At 48.4% G+C, this 19,880-nt stretch carries 20 protein-coding genes; 6 read left to right on the top strand and 14 right to left on the bottom strand.

The annotated features are described in order from the left end of the window. Positions 1–217 precede the first annotated feature (217 nt). Positions 218–1,858, top strand: coding sequence for an extracellular solute-binding protein (locus tag MHI52_RS02815; RefSeq protein ID WP_405158399.1), 1,641 nt, complete (start codon positions 218–220; stop codon positions 1,856–1,858). Positions 1,859–1,952: 94 nt separating this feature from the next. Here the strand turns inward: MHI52_RS02815 and MHI52_RS02810 are convergent, their stop codons facing one another. From MHI52_RS02810 to MHI52_RS02785, 6 genes are all read right to left on the bottom strand, one after another. Further along, positions 1,953–2,192 (bottom strand): YezD family protein, encoded by a 240-nt coding sequence (locus MHI52_RS02810; protein WP_036607453.1) that lies wholly within the window; start codon positions 2,190–2,192, stop codon positions 1,953–1,955. A gap of 156 nt (positions 2,193–2,348) precedes the next feature. Next, the gene (cysW, locus tag MHI52_RS02805; protein ID WP_036607456.1) at positions 2,349–3,224 is read right to left on the bottom strand and encodes a sulfate ABC transporter permease subunit CysW; all 876 of its coding nucleotides are present in this window, start codon (positions 3,222–3,224) and stop codon (positions 2,349–2,351) included. A 67-nt stretch (positions 3,225–3,291) separates the two neighbouring features. Further along, positions 3,292–4,128: a sulfate ABC transporter permease subunit CysT gene (cysT, locus tag MHI52_RS02800; protein WP_017690928.1), complete on the bottom strand. Its 837-nt coding sequence runs from the start codon at positions 4,126–4,128 to the stop codon at positions 3,292–3,294. Positions 4,129–4,215: 87 nt separating this feature from the next. Next, positions 4,216–5,295, bottom strand: coding sequence for a sulfate ABC transporter substrate-binding protein (locus MHI52_RS02795; protein WP_036607530.1), 1,080 nt, complete (start codon positions 5,293–5,295; stop codon positions 4,216–4,218). A gap of 481 nt (positions 5,296–5,776) precedes the next feature. Continuing rightward, positions 5,777–7,654: a rhamnogalacturonan lyase gene (locus MHI52_RS02790; RefSeq protein WP_101314926.1), complete on the bottom strand. Its 1,878-nt coding sequence runs from the start codon at positions 7,652–7,654 to the stop codon at positions 5,777–5,779. A 323-nt stretch (positions 7,655–7,977) separates the two neighbouring features. After that, positions 7,978–9,033 carry a lactonase family protein gene (locus MHI52_RS02785; protein WP_339299003.1) on the bottom strand — a complete coding sequence of 352 codons (1,056 nt, stop codon included), beginning with the start codon at positions 9,031–9,033 and terminating at the stop codon, positions 7,978–7,980. 235 nt (positions 9,034–9,268) lie between these two features. Here MHI52_RS02785 and MHI52_RS02780 point away from each other — a divergent pair, with 235 nt between their 5' ends. Both MHI52_RS02780 and MHI52_RS02775 read left to right on the top strand, forming a co-directional pair. Continuing rightward, complete coding sequence (locus MHI52_RS02780) at positions 9,269–10,129, top strand: AraC family transcriptional regulator (RefSeq protein ID WP_405158398.1); 861 nt, start codon at positions 9,269–9,271, stop codon at positions 10,127–10,129. 145 nt (positions 10,130–10,274) lie between these two features. Then, on the top strand, positions 10,275–10,958 hold the full coding sequence (locus tag MHI52_RS02775) for an S-layer homology domain-containing protein (RefSeq protein ID WP_076254458.1): 684 nt from the start codon (positions 10,275–10,277) through the stop codon (positions 10,956–10,958). Positions 10,959–11,142: 184 nt separating this feature from the next. Here the strand turns inward: MHI52_RS02775 and MHI52_RS02770 are convergent, their stop codons facing one another. From MHI52_RS02770 to MHI52_RS02760, 3 genes are all read right to left on the bottom strand, one after another. Then, entirely contained in the window at positions 11,143–11,769 is a 627-nt protein-coding gene (locus tag MHI52_RS02770) for a nitroreductase family protein (protein ID WP_074093278.1), read from the bottom strand. A 65-nt stretch (positions 11,770–11,834) separates the two neighbouring features. After that, entirely contained in the window at positions 11,835–12,017 is a 183-nt protein-coding gene (locus MHI52_RS02765; protein WP_405158397.1) for a hypothetical protein, read from the bottom strand. 15 nt (positions 12,018–12,032) lie between these two features. After that, a complete protein-coding gene (locus tag MHI52_RS02760; RefSeq protein WP_340983602.1) occupies positions 12,033–12,497 on the bottom strand; it encodes an Rrf2 family transcriptional regulator in 465 nt (154 codons plus the stop codon). 430 nt (positions 12,498–12,927) lie between these two features. Between MHI52_RS02760 and MHI52_RS02755 the strand changes: the two genes are divergently transcribed. Both MHI52_RS02755 and MHI52_RS02750 read left to right on the top strand, forming a co-directional pair. After that, the gene (locus tag MHI52_RS02755; RefSeq protein WP_340019057.1) at positions 12,928–13,659 is read left to right on the top strand and encodes an MBL fold metallo-hydrolase; all 732 of its coding nucleotides are present in this window, start codon (positions 12,928–12,930) and stop codon (positions 13,657–13,659) included. After that, complete coding sequence (locus tag MHI52_RS02750) at positions 13,656–14,228, top strand: TetR-like C-terminal domain-containing protein (protein WP_340388728.1); 573 nt, start codon at positions 13,656–13,658, stop codon at positions 14,226–14,228. The genes MHI52_RS02755 and MHI52_RS02750 overlap by 4 nt, the downstream gene beginning before the upstream one ends. 1,171 nt (positions 14,229–15,399) lie before the next feature. Here MHI52_RS02750 and MHI52_RS02745 read toward each other — a convergent pair. From MHI52_RS02745 to MHI52_RS02725, 5 genes are read right to left on the bottom strand one after another with little or no spacing between them, the layout of a single operon-like run. After that, the gene (locus MHI52_RS02745; RefSeq protein ID WP_036607479.1) at positions 15,400–16,530 is read right to left on the bottom strand and encodes a hypothetical protein; all 1,131 of its coding nucleotides are present in this window, start codon (positions 16,528–16,530) and stop codon (positions 15,400–15,402) included. A gap of 54 nt (positions 16,531–16,584) precedes the next feature. Beyond that, positions 16,585–16,725: a hypothetical protein gene (locus MHI52_RS02740; RefSeq protein ID WP_405158396.1), complete on the bottom strand. Its 141-nt coding sequence runs from the start codon at positions 16,723–16,725 to the stop codon at positions 16,585–16,587. 3 nt (positions 16,726–16,728) lie between these two features. Then, positions 16,729–17,556 (bottom strand): glycosyltransferase, encoded by an 828-nt coding sequence (locus MHI52_RS02735; protein ID WP_405158395.1) that lies wholly within the window; start codon positions 17,554–17,556, stop codon positions 16,729–16,731. 23 nt (positions 17,557–17,579) lie between these two features. Next, the gene (locus MHI52_RS02730) at positions 17,580–18,026 is read right to left on the bottom strand and encodes a glycosyltransferase (RefSeq protein WP_405158394.1); all 447 of its coding nucleotides are present in this window, start codon (positions 18,024–18,026) and stop codon (positions 17,580–17,582) included. Further along, positions 18,007–19,161: a HEAT repeat domain-containing protein gene (locus MHI52_RS02725; RefSeq protein ID WP_405158393.1), complete on the bottom strand. Its 1,155-nt coding sequence runs from the start codon at positions 19,159–19,161 to the stop codon at positions 18,007–18,009. The genes MHI52_RS02730 and MHI52_RS02725 overlap by 20 nt, the downstream gene beginning before the upstream one ends. A 217-nt stretch (positions 19,162–19,378) precedes the next feature. Here MHI52_RS02725 and MHI52_RS02720 point away from each other — a divergent pair, with 217 nt between their 5' ends. After that, entirely contained in the window at positions 19,379–19,864 is a 486-nt protein-coding gene (locus MHI52_RS02720; protein ID WP_036607484.1) for a CcdC family protein, read from the top strand. Positions 19,865–19,880 lie beyond the last annotated feature (16 nt).

Below are 19,880 nucleotides of genomic sequence, written 5' to 3'. Positions count from 1 at the left end.
CACTCCGATGACAGAACAACCTTCCGATCGCTGTTATTCCCAGATTTCTTCGATCCCTTTTCTAAAAGGGGAAATCCGGGAATAGCGTATGCTTTCGAAGTAGTTTTCTTACAGAAAACTTGTAGCTTCGCTTCTTCAGGTTCTCTCTGTCCTCTCCGTTTTTGTGTAAATGTTAAATTGAAGCTATATAGAATTTAAAATTAGTAAAGGAGCTGCTATGAACATCAACCATTTAAGAACGCTATGTTTATATTCCGCAATGCTCCTCCTTATCGTATTTACAAGTGGGTGTACCTTTTTAGGAAGAGAAACAGCACAAGTGCAACAGCAAGACCATCTAGCAAGCGCTGAGAAGGATACAGCACCGCAGTATACGATATCCTGGACCATGCATCAAAATATCCCTGTTCCCGAGGACGCGGAAATGATTGCATATATTGAGGATCGGTTTGATGTCGATCTGGAGGTGTGGAATCTTGAGAACAAGCGGTACGAGGAACTGCTGGACCTGGAGCTTGCTCAAGGGAAAATACCCGATCTGTTCCGAATCAGACAACCGCATGATCTACTTAAGTATCAAATGCAAGGGGTCTTAGCGGAAATCTCCCCGGAAGTCCTTGAACAATATGCGCCAAATATCGTACAGCGAATTCGTGATTATGATTCACATTACCTAGAGTATGGAAAAATAAACGGTGGCTTATATGGAATTCCGGCCATTAATCAGACCAACATCTATCGAACCCCTGTTGTATACCGAGAGGACTGGCTTAAGCAGCTTGGTCTGGAGGTGCCAAAGACATTAGATGAATTTGAAACGGTTATGTATGCCTTTGCCAAAGATGATCCAGACGGAAATGGTAAACAAGATACGTATGGCCTATCCAGAGAGGGCTTAAATGTCGTGTTTGGTGCCTTTGGACAGGCCGTTTTCACCGAGCAACTGTATTTTAATGAAAAAAACAACCAACTCGTGATCGGTGCTTTGGAGCCTGAGATGAAAAAAGCCCTGACTTATATGCAAAAGTGGTATCGGGACGGAATTATCGACCCTGAGTTCATAACCGGTGAAAATAAAGGCGGCTATAAACATCTATCCCATGCTTTTATTAATGGAAAAATTGGGATGACCTCGATGGGCAACTATTATCATTGGAATCAAGAGGGAGACTACAGTGTCCTTAATGAAAATGGCCAAGAAACCCCTGTGGGAGCCTCGTTCAATGTTAATGAGCTGTTACAGAAGAACGCAACTGCAGAGGTTGTATTTGGTTCTCCTGTTATTGGTCCTGATGGACATAGCGGTTCAAAAGGGAACAATCTACTGATGAATTTTATTGCTATAGGAGCTGAGGCTGCGAAGGAGCCGGGAAAACTGGAGAAAATTTTGGAGATACTCGATTATGTAAGTGCCAACCCCGATCCGGAGGAGCAGATCAAAATGGAGTATGGCCTTCCAGGAAAACACTGGAATTGGAGCGCTGAAGATTCAAACTCGTTCCATTTACTTTACCCATACAACAGAATGGAGAATTATATTAATATGATCGGCTCAAGTATCGGCATGACGGTTCCAGGTACACCCTCGGATAAACGTGAACAGTGGGCTGCATCTGCAGGGTTGACGGAGAATGGTATCTATAATCGCCTGGAGGTTGCAACCCCTGCCCTGATTCAATATTCATCTGAATTGATTCGCATGAGAGACAGAGCGTACATCTCCATCATCACTGGCGATCAGCCTGTGGGGTATTTCGATAACTTTGTGGAAGAATTCATGGATGCAGGTGGGCAACAGGTACTGCTTGAAGCGAATCATTGGTATAACGAGCATCTAGAGGCAAGTCGTGCACAATAGGTAGGATGATTTGGAACATGTATTTCCCATGAGCTTCTGAAAAGTATACATTTGTGTTCTTATGCACCTATCTTCGCTTCCTTCACGTCACTATCTATCCCTTCGCACTCGCATTTGATCCGCGTAGTGAACGGGCTGAGCTGCTTCGTGCCGTGCTTCCGGATTTGGAGGCGCTGCCTGAGGGCGTGTTTTCAAAACGCTTACGTTCGGTCCGCTCCATCTGCACAATCTGACCTTCGTGCACCACGATATGCAATGAACCAAACTCCATGTCATTCAGCTGTCCGGCAATTCGGTCCAACCATACCTCATCCACTTTTAACGGCTTAGCCATAGAGCCGCCTCCTCTTCTCGGGCTATTGCCCGCCATATTCCTAAGTACGCTGTCATCCAACGGATTTATAAATCATTCTTATCCAACCTATATACTTGGTTTATACATTAGCAGGGCTTCCAGTAGCTGTCAATCTGTATTTTCTTCTTCTCATAATCACTTTTCTGAAACGGCTTTGTGTCCAAGCCAGCTCTTGAGCAGCAACGTGGCCAGAGCCAGAATCAGGAGCAGGGAAGCTACGGCAAATGAAGCCGAGAATTGATATTCGTTATACAAAATCTCGACATGAAGTGGTAACGTATTGGTCTCCCCGCGGATATGCCCGGACACCACAGATACGGCTCCGAACTCGCCCATAGCGCGGGCATTACACAGAATAATACCGTACAGCAGTCCCCATTTGATGTTGGGCAAGGTTACACTCCAGAAGATTCGCCACCCGGAAGCACCTAGCGTAACCGCCGCTTCCTCTTCCCGGGTTCCCTGGTCCTCCATTAGTGGAATCAACTCCCTCGCTACGAACGGGAAGGTAATAAACAGCGTTGCAATGACAATGCCTGGCAGCGCAAAAATGATTTTGATATCATGTTCGGACAGCCACGGCCCTAACCACCCATTCGAACCAAAGACCAATACAAAGATCAACCCGCCCACCACAGGCGAGATGGAAAAGGGAAGATCAATCAGGGTGATCATAAGTCCCTTGCCCTTGAACTGGAACTTGGTAATGACCCATGCAGCGGCCACACCAAATATCGTATTCAGCGGTACGGTAATCGCCGCAACCAATAACGTGAGTTTCAGTGCAGACATGGCATCCGGCTCGGTAAGAGCCGCGATGTACACACCCCAACCCTGCTTCAACGCCTCCATGAGCACAATGGCCAGTGGCAAAATAAGCAGCCATATGAGTACCAGGCTTGCCAGTCCGATTAACAACCATTTGACCCATGGAGCCTCCGTTGTTGCACGGTTAGTTCCACGCCCGGTCTTTACGGGTGGAACAGGGCTCAGTGGAACGGACCCCGCCATATGCTGCACCTCCTTTGGTTTGGGTGAGTGACGTCTTTTAATATCCTTATTCCACCATGCTTCATTGTCATGCTCTGCCCGCCTTTCGGCTCCAACGTTGCAAGGAATTAATGATCAGTAGCAGAATGAAAGAAACCAGAAGTAGCAGCAAAGCTACAGCTGTAGCACCTGCATAATCGAACTGCTCCAGCTTGGCCATGATCAGCAAGGGAGCAATCTCCGTTTTCATCGGCATATTACCTGAGATAAATACAACCGAGCCATATTCACCAATCCCCCGGGCAAAAGCCAGAGCAAAACCCGTCAGCAGCGGTGGAATCAGATCCGGCAGCAGAATCGTGCGGAATATCCGCCATCTTCCTGCCCCCAGTGTGGCAGCCGCCTCTTCCACCTCAGCCTCCAGCTCCTCCAACACCGGTTGCACCGTGCGAACTACAAACGGAATTCCGATAAACATCAGCGCCAACGTAATCCCGGCCTGTGAATAGGCGAGCTTGATGCCCAAAGGTTCTACAAACTGCCCAATCCAGCCATTGCCGGCATAGATCGCCGTAAGAGCAACCCCTGCTACCGCTGTCGGCAAGGCAAAAGGCAGATCAATGACCGCATCAAACAGCCTTTTGCCCGGGAATTCATACCGAACAAGCACCCATGCCAGGAGTAACCCCAGCACGAGATCAATCAGCGCCGCTGCACCTGCGGTCAGGAAACTGACCTGGAAGGAAGCCAGCACCCTGGGATTGGTCGCAACCTCAATCATGGTTGCCCACGTCAGCCCTGTGGAGTTAAACAACAGCGCAGCCAGTGGAATAAGTACAACCAGGCTCAGGTAGAACACACTGTAACCCATCGTTAATCCAAATCCCGGCAATGTGCGTCTTCGCGCCACCATCACCTTGCTCATGCACGTTCATCCTCTCTGCCTTCAGCCGGTAAGGCTGGTTGGCCGCTCACAGCGCGATTGATCGGGTGTTCATTGAACAGAGCAACCTTAGCTGCCTGGAACATAGATCTGGTCGAAGATGCCACCGTCATTAAAATGTTTGGCCTGAGTATCCCGCCATGTGCCAAATACATCTTTCAACGTGAACAGTTCAAGCGCCGGGAACTGATCCTTGAATTTTTCCTCCACGCTGTCCAGCGTTGGGCGATAATAATTTTCAGCAGCAATTGTCTGTCCTTCTTCACTGTACAAATATTTCAGATAGGCATCCGCCACGTCACGGCTCCCTTTTTTGTCTGCATTTTTGTCCACAATTGCAACGGGCGGCTCTGCCAAGATACTAACCGAAGGCACGACAATGTCGAATTTGTCCGGACCCAGCTCTTTTACCGATAAAAAAGCTTCATTCTCCCAGGCAAGCAAAACATCACCAATGCCACGTTCAACAAACGTTGTCGTAGACCCGCGAGCACCCGAATCCAGCACAGGCGCATGTTTGAACAATTCACCAACAAATTCCTTCGCCTTCTCTTCATCATTGTTATTATGCTTAAGGGCATATCCCCATGCCGCCAGATAGTTCCAGCGCGCTCCGCCGGACGTTTTGGGATTCGGGGTGATGACTTGGGTATCCCCTTTGATCAGATCATCCCAGTCCTTGATGCCTTTTGGATTGCCTTTACGCACAAGGAATACAATCGTAGAGGTATACGGAGAGCTGTTATGCTCGTATTTGTCCTGCCAACCTTCGTTAATCAGACCTTTATCTTCAATCGCATCAATATCGTATCCCAATGCCAGCGTCACCACGTCTGCATCCAGTCCGTCAATAACAGAACGGCTCTGTTTACCCGAGCCCCCATGGGACTGCTTGATGGTCACTTCCTGGCCCTTCTCTTTCAACCAATGCGCCGCAAACGCTTTGTTATATTGCTCATAGAGTTCCCGCGTTGGATCGTAGGAAACATTCAGCAGTTCGATGGCCTTGGCCCCTTCTGTGCCGCCTTCCGCTCCCCCCGATGTTCCTGCCGCACTGGACCCGCCGCTATCCGATCCGCATGCTGCCAGTACCCCTGTTAACACCAGTGCCAGACCAACCAAAATACCCTTGTGAATTCTCTTTTTCATAAATAACACTCCCTCCGATATAGATCTGCATGATTACCTCAGGCCGGCTGAACAGGATCAAACGCCCCGTAAAAAACAAGAAGACGGAGGAACCCCCGCGCACTTCTCCCCATAAAGTCATGCCGGCTTAAGGCCGTGCATGCTCCATCCGGAAAGGATGCGCTGCGGTGTTCCTCCGTCTATACGGTGAGAACGTTATTCTGTTCAGGTTGCATGGTTGCATCTGTCTGTAAAATGACCGTTTTCACAATGAAAACAGATTCATTTTTATTATTCCTACCTGTTTAGTGAGTTATATACGTATAATAAAGGCAGTCTATATACCTGTCAAACGTTTTTTCCGATTTTTACCGTATTTCTGGGCTATTGGCAAAAAAAGAGGAACAACGAACCCGCGTCCGTTGTTCCCTTCAGCGAATCCCATACTTCGCTGGCTATTGTAAACATAAACGGAATTGGACGGCCACACCTTGTCCATTCCTCATCTGCCCGCATACCGGATATTGGGTACTGGTGGTGTGCTCATGCCTTCTCCCAGATAAAAACCGGTGTGTGGCGGTTGGTTGTAGGCTACATTTTGCCAAGCGACGCCAAGACGGTACACCGGATCATGCATCAGCGTATAGATGCGTTTGTCCGTAACTGCTGTAGTGGTATAGATCCGCAGTGCTGAGCTGTCATTCGTCCGCCATACCACTTCTTCTCTCCAGTCCCCGAACAGATCGGCCTGCAGATTCGGCGTAGACTTGGTTCCGTTATTGGAAGATACGCCGGAAGCGGTGAGCAGGTTCATCGTTGTGCTGTTGGCATAGTTCCACTTATCGATTCGGTTGCTGTCCAGCAGTTCACGGAGCAGATCCCCATCCCACCAGATTCCAAAATTCGTGGAGGAAGGCAGGGTTGTCCCAAGTTTCTGCCCTTTGGCTGTATACAGACTGCCGTCTGCCCATACTTCGGCACCTTTATATCTTGGATCGATATCTGCCGCCATGCCACGTCCAATATCCTTTGTTGTTTTGACTCCCCAGATTAACTGGCCTGTACCTGCATCACGGAATTCCACTCCGGCATTGGATGGTGTCTCATGAACCTGAAATACCTCAAGTCCAGGGCGGTCCGGGTCGAGGTCACTCAGATGCATGGCATCGCCATGATGAAGTCCTGTTGTGTACAATCCTTTGCCGTTGTCATCCACCGCCATGGCACCATAAACGATCTCGTCTTTCCCATCTCCGTCTACGTCCGCCACACTCAGATTATGATTGCCCTGCCCGGCATAACCCGAGTTACCGGAGGTATTGGAATCAAATGTCCATTGTTTGGTCAGCTGTCCATTCCGCCAGTTATAAGCCACGAGCACTGTGCGGGTGTAGTACCCACGCGCCATGACCAGACTTGGGCGCTCTCCATCCAGATAAGCAATGGCGGCAAGGAATCGGTCCACCCGATTGCCGTAGTTATCTCCCCAACTGGATACATTGCCACGAGCCGGTTCATAGTTCACCGTGGAGAGCGCTTTGCCAGTCTGTCCATTGAAAACCGTCAGGAATTCGGGACCAGACAACACATAACCGCTAGAATTACGGTAATCCTTGCTTGCATCCCCGATGACCACGCCAGTGCCATCCTTGGTGCCATCGGCTGTTTTCATCGCAACTTCGGCTTTGCCATCACCGTCGAGATCGTACACCATGAACTGGGTGTAGTGAGCACCCGCACGGATATTTTTGCCCAGACTAATCCGCCAGAGGCGTGTTCCGTTTAATTTGTAGGCATCGATAAACACTTCCCCGGTATAACCACTCTGGGAGTTATCCTTAGAGTTGGAAGGGTCCCACTTCACAATCAATTCATACTCACCATCACCATCCAGGTCACCTGCGCTGGCATCATTGGCACTGTAGGTGTAGGCTACTCCATCGGGCGTTGTCCCACCTGCGGGTACACTAAGAGGAACAGACAGATAGTTGTTGCCCCACACGCTCGCTGCCGCTGAAGCAGCCTGCTCCGTTCCACTGACGACAGCGCGAACCGTATATTTGGAACTGCTTGTCCCGCTTGCATCCTGAAGGTTGGTGCTGTTTGTTATGGGCGATGCGTTCACCTTGGTTCCATCCCGATAGACGTTAAACGATACATTTGAACCTTCCGTACCCAGAAGCCGCCAACTGATAAACACACCTGTACCTGTCTTCACAGCCACCACTCCGCGATCCAGATACTCCATCTGCCTTGCACCCGCTGCATGTGTTACCGGTGTGTTGCCCAATCCAAGCGAAGTAACCAGTAACGCGGAACTCAGCAGGGATACTCCCGCTGTACGTAATGTGCGCTTCCACAATGATGAACGATTTCCCATAAACAATTGCCTCCCCAATTGGTTTGGTAAGCCCGATGCCCTTGTAGCGCCATCTTTTATGTAAGCGCTTTAATATATTTATTTTAAATTAAACATATAATTCCATCTATAGGTCTAATTTAGTAATTGGATGGTGGTACATGAAATAAGCCAAAGGATTTATCCTTTGGCTAGCCGTTGCCCGTTCTTCGATTGCTTCGGTCGACTGGACTCACAATCAACTGACTCACGGATATGAGGCGATTCCCATGTTCTCATAAAAAGACTAAAAAAAGCTGTAAAACCATGTATTTCTCCATGATTTCACAGCTTATAGACAACTTTTATACCACAGGAGCAATGCATACGGGACGAGGCAGTTCCAGCTTGAACCCGTTATGCGTCAGGCGTCCGTCTTCTTCACTGATCTGGAAACCTACGAGGTTATTGCTGTCCTGATTCGCCACGACCAGAATCCCACCTGGCAAAATATTAAAGTTACGCGGTGTCTGCCCAATCGTGGACGTCCACTCTACGGCTTCCAACTTACCGCTCTCTTGGTCAATATGATAGAGCACGATGCTGTCATCTCCCCGATTGGATGCATACAGGAAACGTCCACATGGAGATACACGGATGTCTGCAGCCGTACCCTCTCCTTTATGCCCTTCTGGAAGTGTGGAAATGTGTTGCACCGTAGTGAACTCCCCTCTGCGCTCATCGTACAGGAATGCCGTAACCGTGTTGTCCAATTCGTTGATCACATAAGCCCACTTCGAGTTGGGATGGAACACAAGATGCCTTGGCCCTGCGCCTGGTGGCTGATCCATCTCACGATGGGTAACCAGACGTCCCTCTTCCAACCGATACACAATGATCTGATCCAGACCGAGGTCACATACGACAGCATACTGTCCGGACGGATCGGGTTGAATGGAGTGTGCATGCGGCCCTTCCTGGCGTTCTTCGTTGATTCCACTTCCCGTGTGCTCCACCCATGCACTCATCTCACCAAGCGTCCCCTGATCGCCAACCGGGAATACATTCACACTGCCGCTGCTATAGTTGGATGAGAACACCCACTGACCATCCGTGGAGACAGACACATAACATGGAGAAGCCCCTCTGGTCTGTTTTCGATCCATCAGGTGCAGCTCACTCGTTGCCGCATCTCTCCGATAAACCAACACCTCTCCCTCGTCCGTTTCACTCGCCACATACAGACAGTTTCCATCCGGGCTTAGCGCCAGATAAGACGGATTATCCACACCATCCATGTGATTGACGATTCGCATCTCTCCTGTATCCGCATTCAACGCACATAGGAATATTCCGGGTTCATCCGCTGACGCATACGTACCTGTGTAGAAAAGTGTTTCCTGTGTTTTGACTGGCTCCATATCTAAATCTCTCCCTTATCTTGTATATTCACTGTTCTGATTCTTCCCACTGGTATGTACTTACCCAATTCACGGGCAACTGCTTCACTTCCTGTAACGTGGCTTTCTAAATCGAGAACAACCCCGGTGAGCGCTCTCATATCTGGCATTGACTCCCTTATCGTCTCTCACCATAATACAAAGTATGAGACCTAACAACAGACCACCCCTACTGCGTAAATCTGACGGATTTCGTATGCAAAAACTCATTGTGCTGCCGGACTCCCTGTTGCAAGAAACCGCAGCTTATCCGGTCACGTCCGGATTATATGTTACCGATATCGGTTACTTTCACGAAGCGGAGCATCATTACCGTGATCGTCCCGATGGTTGTGAATCACACATTCTGATGTACTGTGCCCAAGGCACAGGCTGGTATACGATGGATGGCAGCAAGACTTATGATGTCAGCCCGGGAAACCTCGTTATATTACCTGCACATGTCCCTCATGTGTATGGTGCCAACGCAGCTGAACCATGGAGCATCTTCTGGATTCATCTGCGTGGGGAACACGCTTTATCCTACATAGAACCCTTGTTAACTCATCATATTACTACCATGCCACCGACCAAGGCTCAGAAATGGCTTGAGCTGTTCCATGAATGTTACGGCGCGTTAGAGACGGGTTACTCCATGCAGACGATGACATATGCCTCCCAGATTATCGGTTATATGCTTGGTATGCTCGCTTATGGACCGGAGACGACAGGAACAGATGGTGGGATCGTGAGCAGCAAACGTGCGGCCGAACAATCCGTTCAATATATGCTGAAGCACCTAGAGAATGGAATCACCCTCAAGGAACTGGCAGCTCACGCGCGGCTGTCTGTCCCTCATTACTCTCAGTTATTCAAGCAAGCTACAGGGCATTCGCCCATCGATTATTTCCTGCGGCTGAAGATTCAGCATTCCTGCCGCTATCTGGATTTTACCGATTGGACCGTGAAGCAGATCAGCTCCGAGCTTGGATTCAAAGACCCGTACTACTTCTCCCGTCTGTTCAGCAAAATGATGGGACGTTCACCCACGGATTATCGAAATAAATCCAAAGGTTAGAGGCAGTGCCTTCACTTAGCCCTATCTGAATGATTATGAATTCAGTTGGAAAATTCCAGCAACCTTTTGAACAGAAGGGTCGTCTATAGGGGCAAATAACTTTTATATAAAGGGATCATCCCTAGAAAAGTGAGGCGAGCCTATCATGAAAAAAAATATACTTGCTACATTAACTGCGGGAGCTCTGCTCACGCTGTCTCTAAGTGCAGGCCCGATCAACGCTGCGCAGGCCCAATTCACGGATATTCAAGGTATCGCAGGAGCAGACAAAATCGAATCTCTCCATAAAGATGGATTCATCAAAGGTGTGAGTGACAGCTTGTTCAAACCTGAACTGGAGTTAAATACCGCTCAGGGCATTCAACTGATTGCGGACGGCCTGAATCTGAATCTGGACACGATTCGTTTTATCAAAATGCCGGTACCAAGTGACTACTTCTCTGCTGTAAAAGATGGCGTATGGTACAGTGATGCATTTATCCGCGCACAATATAATGGCATTCAGATGTCACAGAATATCGATCCGTCCAAACCGCTTACTCGTGAACAATTCACACTGTTCCTGATGCAAGGCATCGAGGCCAAAGGCGGTCTGCCGATGATTAATATCAAACCTGTGGACATTACCGACGAAAAGGAACTTACGCCAGAGTATCAAGGTGCCATTCAGCGTTCACTCGTTCTCAAAATCAATGAACTGGATGCCGACGGAAACTTCAATCCCAAACAAACGATTACTCGCGCCGAAGCAGCAGTGATGATGTATAACGCAATCGAGTACATGGAATCGTTCCATGCACCACAAATCCCGGAAACACCTGAGAAGTAATCATTTCATGATGGAAGCTAAGAACTCACTTGAGTGGTGAATCCGCTCGATTGGAGTCACCGTGAGTGGACTTTTCCATACAACCCCAATATGCCAAACAGCCGCACCTTCCCTCAACAGGAAAATGCGGCCGTTTGTATTATACCTATATCACTGATGCAATCATCAGATTTAACTTTCTAACTTAGAAAGAACCTTTAACAACTACCTCAGACAACGGTAAACGTCCTGACGGGCGAGCTGGCTGTGCAGCTTTACCTACAGTAATCAACAATGTTGGCACAAATCGTGCAGGAATGTTGAATGTTTCGATCAGTTTTTGTGGATTATATCCACCGATTGGACATGTATCGTAACCCAGGGAGCGTGCAGCAATCATAATATTTTGGGAAGCAAAAGATGCATTGCGGATCGCTTCATCGCGAGCGATTTGCGGGCTTTGGTAAGCACCGTTGATCTGTCCAACCAATGCGTCACGAACCTCAGCAGTCAGTGCGCCTGCTTCAACAGCTTGATCGTAGATTACGGTGTTACGGTTTGCTTCCAAATCTCCAAGAACAGCAATCGTAACCGAACTTTCCACGATCTGACTTTGACCGTAAGCAACTGGCAGCAATTTCGCTTTGTCTGCTTCGGATTCAATCACGAGGAATCTCCAGTGTTGCAGGTTCCATGAAGATGGTGCTTCCGCAGCTGCTGTCAGAATCGCATTGAGATCAGCTTCAGGCAATTCAAACCCTTTTTCGTACTTTTTGACAGCATGGCGTTCGCTAATAACGCGAAGTGTTTCATTTTTTTCAATGCCTGACATGTGTTCCACTCCCCAGAATCTAGTTTGTTTATACTTCTTTTACTTTCGCAAGGTGATCTCGAAGTTTACTCTACCAGGGATTTTCCTTCCGAAAATAACATCAGCGCAGATAATCTCTCCTCATCTGTGTTCAGGTTATGCCCGGAATCGCTTGAGAACATCAATGGATCTTTCACCGGAGCATACGCCCATGCCGTAACTTGTCCACCATGCCTGACTAAACCAAGACCATATTCATGGAGGACCATTCGTTGTGGACTCCGTCAGGACTTCTCCTTTGCAGATAATCTCTTCAGCGATAAGTTCAACGTTTCCCCATGACCTATGCGTTCTTTCACATCCTGAATGGATATACGATCAAAATAAGCGCTGAGCGCCTCTTCGCCACCATTATAAATGTTCCCCATCACATCCTGCATATTGGAAGATACCACGCATGATGAACCGGACTCCCCTGAGCACCAGCTGGGACCGAGTGAACCACCAGCTACCAGTCTGTACAATTCTCCAAGCTTGATCTCTTCACTCGGACGGCTAAGCAAGTACCCACCATGAGCACCTTCCTTGGTCGTCAGGTAACCATGCTTGCGCAGAACACTAAGTACCTTACGGACTCTGGCCGGGTGTGTACCCACACTCTGGGACAAATCTTCACTATTGGCCATACACTCATCTCTCATCGACAGAAAAACAAGACAATGCACCGCTATGGTAAATTCGCTGTTCATAACTTACTCCTTCCCGGCTTACAACACCGATGAACTCCAACTCAAGGTAAGTATAACTGTCATTATATGAATAACAGTTATGTTTGTCAACTTTCATCCCGGATGGGGATCAAAGGTGATTTTTCCTGTTATACCAATACTTACAGCTCATCAACATAATTAAGCTAGGATGAACATCCCGTCTTCATTTTAATCCAAAAAGAACAAAAAAGTGAGCCTTCCGCTACGCGAAGGGCTCCAATAAGATAGACATATGAAAGGGCTTACGTGATTATTATAATCGGTAATCCACAATTTGAAAACGCTTTTTTTGTAAAGTGCATCATTATTTTAATTTTTTTTTATTTGAATAAATTAAACAACAGGTATTGCTAAAACTAATCCAATTAGTTATTATACTAATACCATTAGTTTTAAGGAGGGTTTAACGATGCGTATTACCCGAGAATTTGATGTCGTTCAAGTTACGTTTTTCCCAAGACTCTTCCCTGTGAACGTATACCTGGTTGAAGAGGAAGATGGTTTAACCCTGATTGATGCCGGAATACCGGTCAGTCTTAAGGGGATTTTGGCAACTGCCCAGTCCCTTGGAAAACCCATTACCAAGATCATTCTGACTCACGCGCATAGCGACCATATTGGTGCGTTGGATCGTCTCAAAGAGGCACTGCCTCAAGCCGAGGTCTTCATCTCCAGACGGGATGCCCGGCTATTGGCGGGTGATACTTCCCTTCTTCCCGGTGAGCCTCAAACCCCGGTACGCGGCGGCGTGCCTAAGCCCAAAGCGGTGCGCACCCAGCCAAACCACTTGCTGGATGACGGTGACCAGATTGGTTCACTGGTCGCCGTTGCCTCACCAGGACATACGCCGGGGCATATGTCCTTCATGGATACGCGCAGCCGCGTTCTCATCGCTGGCGACGCGTACCAGCTGCAAGGCGGCCTTGCCGTATCCGGCCGCGTGCGCCCACTCTTCCCGTTCCCCGCGCTGGCGACGTGGAACCGCGAAGCGGCTCTGGCCAGCGCGAAGCGCCTGGCGGAGCTGGAACCGTCCGTGCTGGCTGTAGGCCACGGACGGATGCTACGCCAGCCCGCGGCCGCCATGCGCGCGGCAACCGCTGATGCACAGCAGCGGTTTGATCTTGCCGGGGGGCAACTATGAGCCCCCGGCAAGGGCTGGATCGCGGCGCTCTGCTCAGCGCCGCCACCCAGCTTGCTGACAGCGACGGCTTTCAGGCGCTGACACTCGCCGCGTTGGCACAGCGGCTGGATGTGCGCTCGCCGTCGCTCTACAACCACATCAGCGGACTTCCCGGGCTTCGCCAGGAAATGGCGCTGATGTCCGTACAACAGCTCAGCCGCGCATTAACCGCGGCTATCGCTGACCACACTGGCGATGATGCCATTCAGGCCATCGCTGCGGCATACATTGGCTTCGTCCGCGAGCACCCCGGGCTCTACGAAGCCTCATTTCATGCCCCGGACCGCGAGGAGCCACAGCTCGCCGCGGCCAGCACAGCCACGCTGGAGTTGCTGCTGCACAGCTTGCAGCCCTACCCGCTAACCGAAGCGGAAGCATTGCACGCCGTTCGTGGTTTGCGCAGCCTCTGCCATGGATTTGCCTCCATTGAGGCACAGGGCGGCTTCGGCATGGACTTTGATCCGGACGAAAGTTTGCGTCTGACCGTATCCGCCTTCCTGCACGGACTCCGGCATCTTCACCAGGACTAGTTAAGCCACGCATTGCATCATGAAAAAGGACTGCAGAGGATCTGCAGTCCTTTTTACATTGCCGTATACTGGTACATCCCACAGATTTGACAGTAATAATGCTATAGTTGCGCCAATGAATTTTTAACACATTAACATCCACTTTGAATTCATCTTTCATCCGCTTGTGTTCTTTATAATTTCTTTCTTTACAATTTCATTTAATACAGAGAAAAGTGGCGCCTCGGTTGCACGATGCCATGATCGGTGCCCTCTGACCAAAATCTAACGAACCGAGGACACGCTATAACGGCAATTAGAGCGAATAACAACAACTAACAAACTCCACACGTCCTATTTCGCAGAAAACTGGCTGCGGGACAGGAATAATGAGTATATTCCGTCATTTAACCTGTCTGTGATTCGTTACATTTACCAACGTACCAAATTAGGACAAATAAGATGTGCTCAGTTCGTTAGAATGTGCTACGTACGGTGCTTCAGATCACGATGTCATAGACACTCGTCCACTCATCATATTGGCGCATAAGTCCAGACACACATTGTGTTATGGAGCTAAATACGGAGCGTTCATGCTCCAAATTGCGTTGATCAAGCGGATGCGGGTACATGACTAGATAAGGATGTTACCTTTCTCGTAATGCACATGGTAGTACATGTTTTATTACTATTCATGTATAGATCACGCTATAGTTCAGTGCACACATTGGGGCGATACTCGATACGGAGCTTACCCTGGTCGTAATACACATGGTAGTACATGCTTTATTACTATTCATGTATAGATCACGCTACAGTTCAGTACACACATTGGGGCGATTCTAGATATGGAGCTTACCCTGTTCGTGATGCACACTTTAATACGTGTCCTAATACGAATCATTTTATAGCTCACACTACATGTACGCCGCAGCGGGATAATTCTTGTTTCGGATCTAGCTACAACTCCCATTGTTCAGGGTGGAAAGGGTCTGAAACGTATTCAATCTACCCAGTCCCAGTCCCATTTCACCTGGCAATCTGATCCTTACTTGATACGCCCTGTCTCTCAAACACACTTTTGCCTTTCAAATCTACGCGCTTCTCTAATATGTACATCTCCCGTTCCTCTCGAAAGGTGGAATGGACTTTGGCTTCCCTTTTTCCATTGAAACGGTTCTCGATAGCCTATCTATGGCCATTGCTGCCGTCCATCCTGCACTTCATTCAAAATATGCTTCATCACGGGCACGTAAACCTTCCAGTAGAACATGTCCGGAATATCTTTCTGATCTGGCGTAAGTTTGGACCGGACGACCTCCCATCCCCGGATTCGGCGCCAGAAGGAATAATGCTTCATCTCTCCAAATGACCCTGCCATGTAATACGACCGATTATAGTCGTCGTACCGGACCAGTGCAGCAAATTCCGCAGGAATTCCTGCATCCACCAGCTTCTGCTCACCTGTCTCCGTCAGATCCGTCTTATACCAGGCCAGTATGGAGTTCTTCTCTTGCGGCACAATGATATCGAACCAGCCACTATAATGTATATCCTGGGTTATGCCGCTCCAATCACTGCCTTCCGGTGTAAATGCAATCTGTATATTGCCTGTCTTCACATCCGGACCTTTCGCCAGTACCATGACCTGTCCATCCATATGGATCAGCAGCATACCCGCTCCGTGATAAGACCATTTCTTCTTCTCTTGTTGCTCATAGTTCGTCCGAATCCAACGGGGTACTTCTTCTATACTTTGCAGATTAGATACCGATTTCCCTTGCCATCCACTGCTGTCCACACCCAAGATGGGGTATAGTTGCTCTCTTGTCATCTTGGAAGCCGTATTTGCCAATGCACTGTATTCGGCAACAATCGTTACCCCTTTATACGCAGCCTCGCGGATTTTCTGCACATCATATATCGTTAATCCTTCATAGATTCCGCCTTGTTTCCCTTCACTCTTGTGTGCAGACAGACTACTCCGATTCGCCGTCAGATAGATCAGATCCGTATCTGTCACCTCATCAGGCAGCAGTTGCTTCATCCGTGGAAGCCCGTTCTGAAGATCATAACCGTAATAATCCTCTTCATACGAGTAGTATTCCCCTGTGTGCTGTACAATCTTCTGTTGATTCAGAAGCCAAACCAACCCCTTGTGCCCCTGATAGGACAAGTCCGGTCTGCTCTTGTCAATAATCATGATGTTCAGTGAAACCGGGGCCTGGGATTGCCACATAATCCATGGGACAACCAGCACCACCGATACTACTGTAAAACAAGCCAACGTCCACATCGTGGCTGGCCTGTAACTTTTTTTCATGAAGCGTATTCCTCCTTGCTCTGTTCCAAGGTATTGTCAGGATCGATCGTTAGATTACCCTAATCCATGTCTGCTGTCCTTTTCCTCTGCCTTCCGCAATCCCATAGCCTGCAACATGCCATATATACGGGATATGTTATTCAGCGGTCTGAACCAGAACGTCTCCGTACATGCATACAACAGCAGACGTGTCACCTCTCAGGACGTATATACCTTGCGTGAACACCATATTTCGAACATCACCACACTTGCGGACAACAAGGAACCATAGAGGGTCAGTAGCAGAACGAGAATGATGCATAGGTTAATATCCACCCACTGTAGCCCTATGCCTGCAATGAACAGCACGATCGCTCCCAGTTCCAACACAGGCCCCAACAATTCGATCAAAATAAAATACGGGATGGATACCATCCCCATCCAGCCATAGGCCGGATTGAAGATCATGCTCCGCTGAGTCCATAGACTGCTTGCAAGCTGCATGTGCCAACCGATACGCTGTCTGCACAGCTGATGCCATGTACCGGGTACTTCTACCCTGCAGATCGGATCGGGAATATATATAATACGGCCACGTTCCCGAATCTGCTTCATATGTTTCTGTAACCGCATCACCAGTTCCATGTGAGCGACCTGGTCATCGCGCTTGTAACCTCCAACTTCCAACACCCGGTTCTTTTTGAATATACCGAATACTTCAGACGTAAATAAAAGCACATTAATATTATAACGAACAAGGCCCACACCGCTAATCAGAAAAGCACGCACGTATTCAATGGTCTGCATTACAAACAACGTACTGCCCGTCCTTCTTGCGCCGTTGTCGGTTAAATCCGTTTGATTCGTATTTCTGGAGGCCATGAGATCTACTCGTCCACTACAAGCAACGACCTCTTCTCCTGGGAGAGCATCCATAACGGGCTTCATAATCTTCACCAATGCATCCCGTTCCAGAACTGTCCTGGGTCCAACAGAGGCGATATAAGGATATTGCGAGATATTCAGACCGGCATTCAGGGAGTCCATTCGTCCCCCATACGCCTTGTCGATCACAACCAGACGATGATGTAATCTGGATTGGTAGACACATTTAATCTGGCCGTCTCCTGACCGAGTCCCGAATAATGAACTTTACTCCGAATGGGCATCAGATCATAGGTTTCTTTTAGACGCCGCATGGTCTCATCCTCTGATCCATCATTAATGATAATAACCTCATAACGTGCATACTGCATATCCAACAGACAGCTGATTCGCTGTACGATCGTATCCTCGCTATTCCGCACCGGAACAAGCAGGGATACCGCAGGAGCCAGTTCTTCATCCAACATCTCATGATATTGCAGCGGGTCCAGATCCCTCTGGCGGATCAATGTGCGAGCGGCAGCAACGACCAGAACACTACACATCACAATTGCTAACACCAGATAGATAAATATCCCCTCGTAACATGCCAAAACAAAACTCCGCAGCATCTCAATCCATCTTCTGTCCATACTGCATCCTTTCCAGCGTTTCTTCCGCTATCTGCCTTGCATATTTATCCGGATGGTTTACAGCCGTATCCCGGAGCTCTTCAAGTCCCTGCTCGTATCGGGCAAGAGAGTTCGCCGCTTCCTGTCGGATTTGAAAAGAAGGATCACCCATCATTACCTTCAATCTAGGAATAAAAGCATCCGCATGAACAGTACCCATAAGCTGGGTCACGGTTAGCCTTTCAGAGCGTTGCCTCTCCTCACCAGATTCGTTCCATACCAGCAATAGCCCCTTCAGCAATTCTTCGCGACCTCTGCTCACTTGAGCCAATGCCTGATAAGCGTGGGTACGCAGCAACGCATCCTCTCCAAGAATGAGCTTCTCCAGTAGAACAACGGCACCCTCCGTCTGGTCATCTCGAATACGAATGGCATGGACGATATTAGATTGGATCTGGTAAGGTACATCCTTAAAATGATCCTTCAGACGAGTCCAGGATGAATCGGTAAGCAACAGCAGAATCTGCAGATACTGCGAATCGGACCATACATATTGCTCACGCAACAATTCCTTCACGATTCTGAAATAACCGGTTCTGGCATATATGCGCAATATGATGAAGCGTTCAAGCGGCGTACAGGAAGTAACCCGCAACATATCCTCTAATCTGGGCAGAAGCTCTATCATATGAAACTGTTCAATATATAACAACGTGTTGACCCGTTCACTCCACTTTCCCGTCTTCAGAACCGACCGGTATGAACTTCCAAAGACTTGCCAGGATAACAGACGAATTCGCAGAGTCTCGTGCTCTTCCGGACCTTGAGCAAGCCGTTGCAATAACTGCTGCTGCAAAACACTCTGTTGATCTCCACTCATATTCAGTAAGTCAGCTTTCGCTTCTCCTTGGCCCAGATACTGCTGTAACACTGAATCTTCGGAAAGTAATTCCTGCATCAGTACCGTCTTAACCTTTTCCCTGCGTCTACTGCTATATTTCATCCATAAGATGTAACCGTAGATAACCAGCAAAAAAGCTAGTACACTTGCACATATGAGGCTGACCACATGTACTAACCAATCTGTATTACCTGCAAGCCACCCTCTATGATGTGAGCCGATAAGCTTGATATACATCCATTGTTGTCCAATCATTGCATGATTTCCCCTTAATCGAATAAACAGCCTTACAACGGGCACAATAATACAAAATTTTCAAATACACCCTGTGAATACATATCGGGTATATGATACACTAAGCTTTCTATCGGCTTTCTGCGTTTGTGATATAATAGGAACTGAAAATTCCGGCAATTCGTATTGGGTTCCGGATCTCCGGATAACATATTATTCCAGAAAGAGGGAGTTCTACGTGGCTCAAATCAGTCCGTACTACCTGCAAATCGGAGCAACCGTGGGCATGCTTGTCATGGCACTGCTTGCCATCTTCATCCGCATGAAAGCCAGTCACAGACCGGTGACCATTCGTAAAATCCTTATTCCTCCGCTCGGCATGAGCACAGGATTTCTCATGTTTGTTGTACCAGCAACACATGTTCCTCTACTCTGGGCATTCTTTGCGTTTCTGGTGGGCTGGTTCCTCTTCTCCTATCCCCTCATTCGCAGTACACGGTTTGAACGAGTAGGTGAAGAAATTTTTGCCACACGTTCTCGCAGCTTTGCTTTTATCTTGCTTGGATTGCTGGCCGTACGCCTGATCCTGCATGAAGTCATTCAGCGATATGTAAGTATTCCGCAAACAGGCGGATTGTTCTTCCTGCTGGCTTTTGGCATGATTGTACGCTGGCGTGTATATATGTACAAACACTACAAAGAAGTGCTGGTCGCCGAACACTAGTCACCCTACATAGACC

Origin of the sequence: Paenibacillus sp. FSL H8-0283 (assembly GCF_045040675.1) — a bacterium.
GTDB lineage: Bacteria > Bacillota > Bacilli > Paenibacillales > Paenibacillaceae > Paenibacillus > Paenibacillus amylolyticus.
This window is presented reverse-complemented; position numbering and strand designations above follow the sequence as displayed.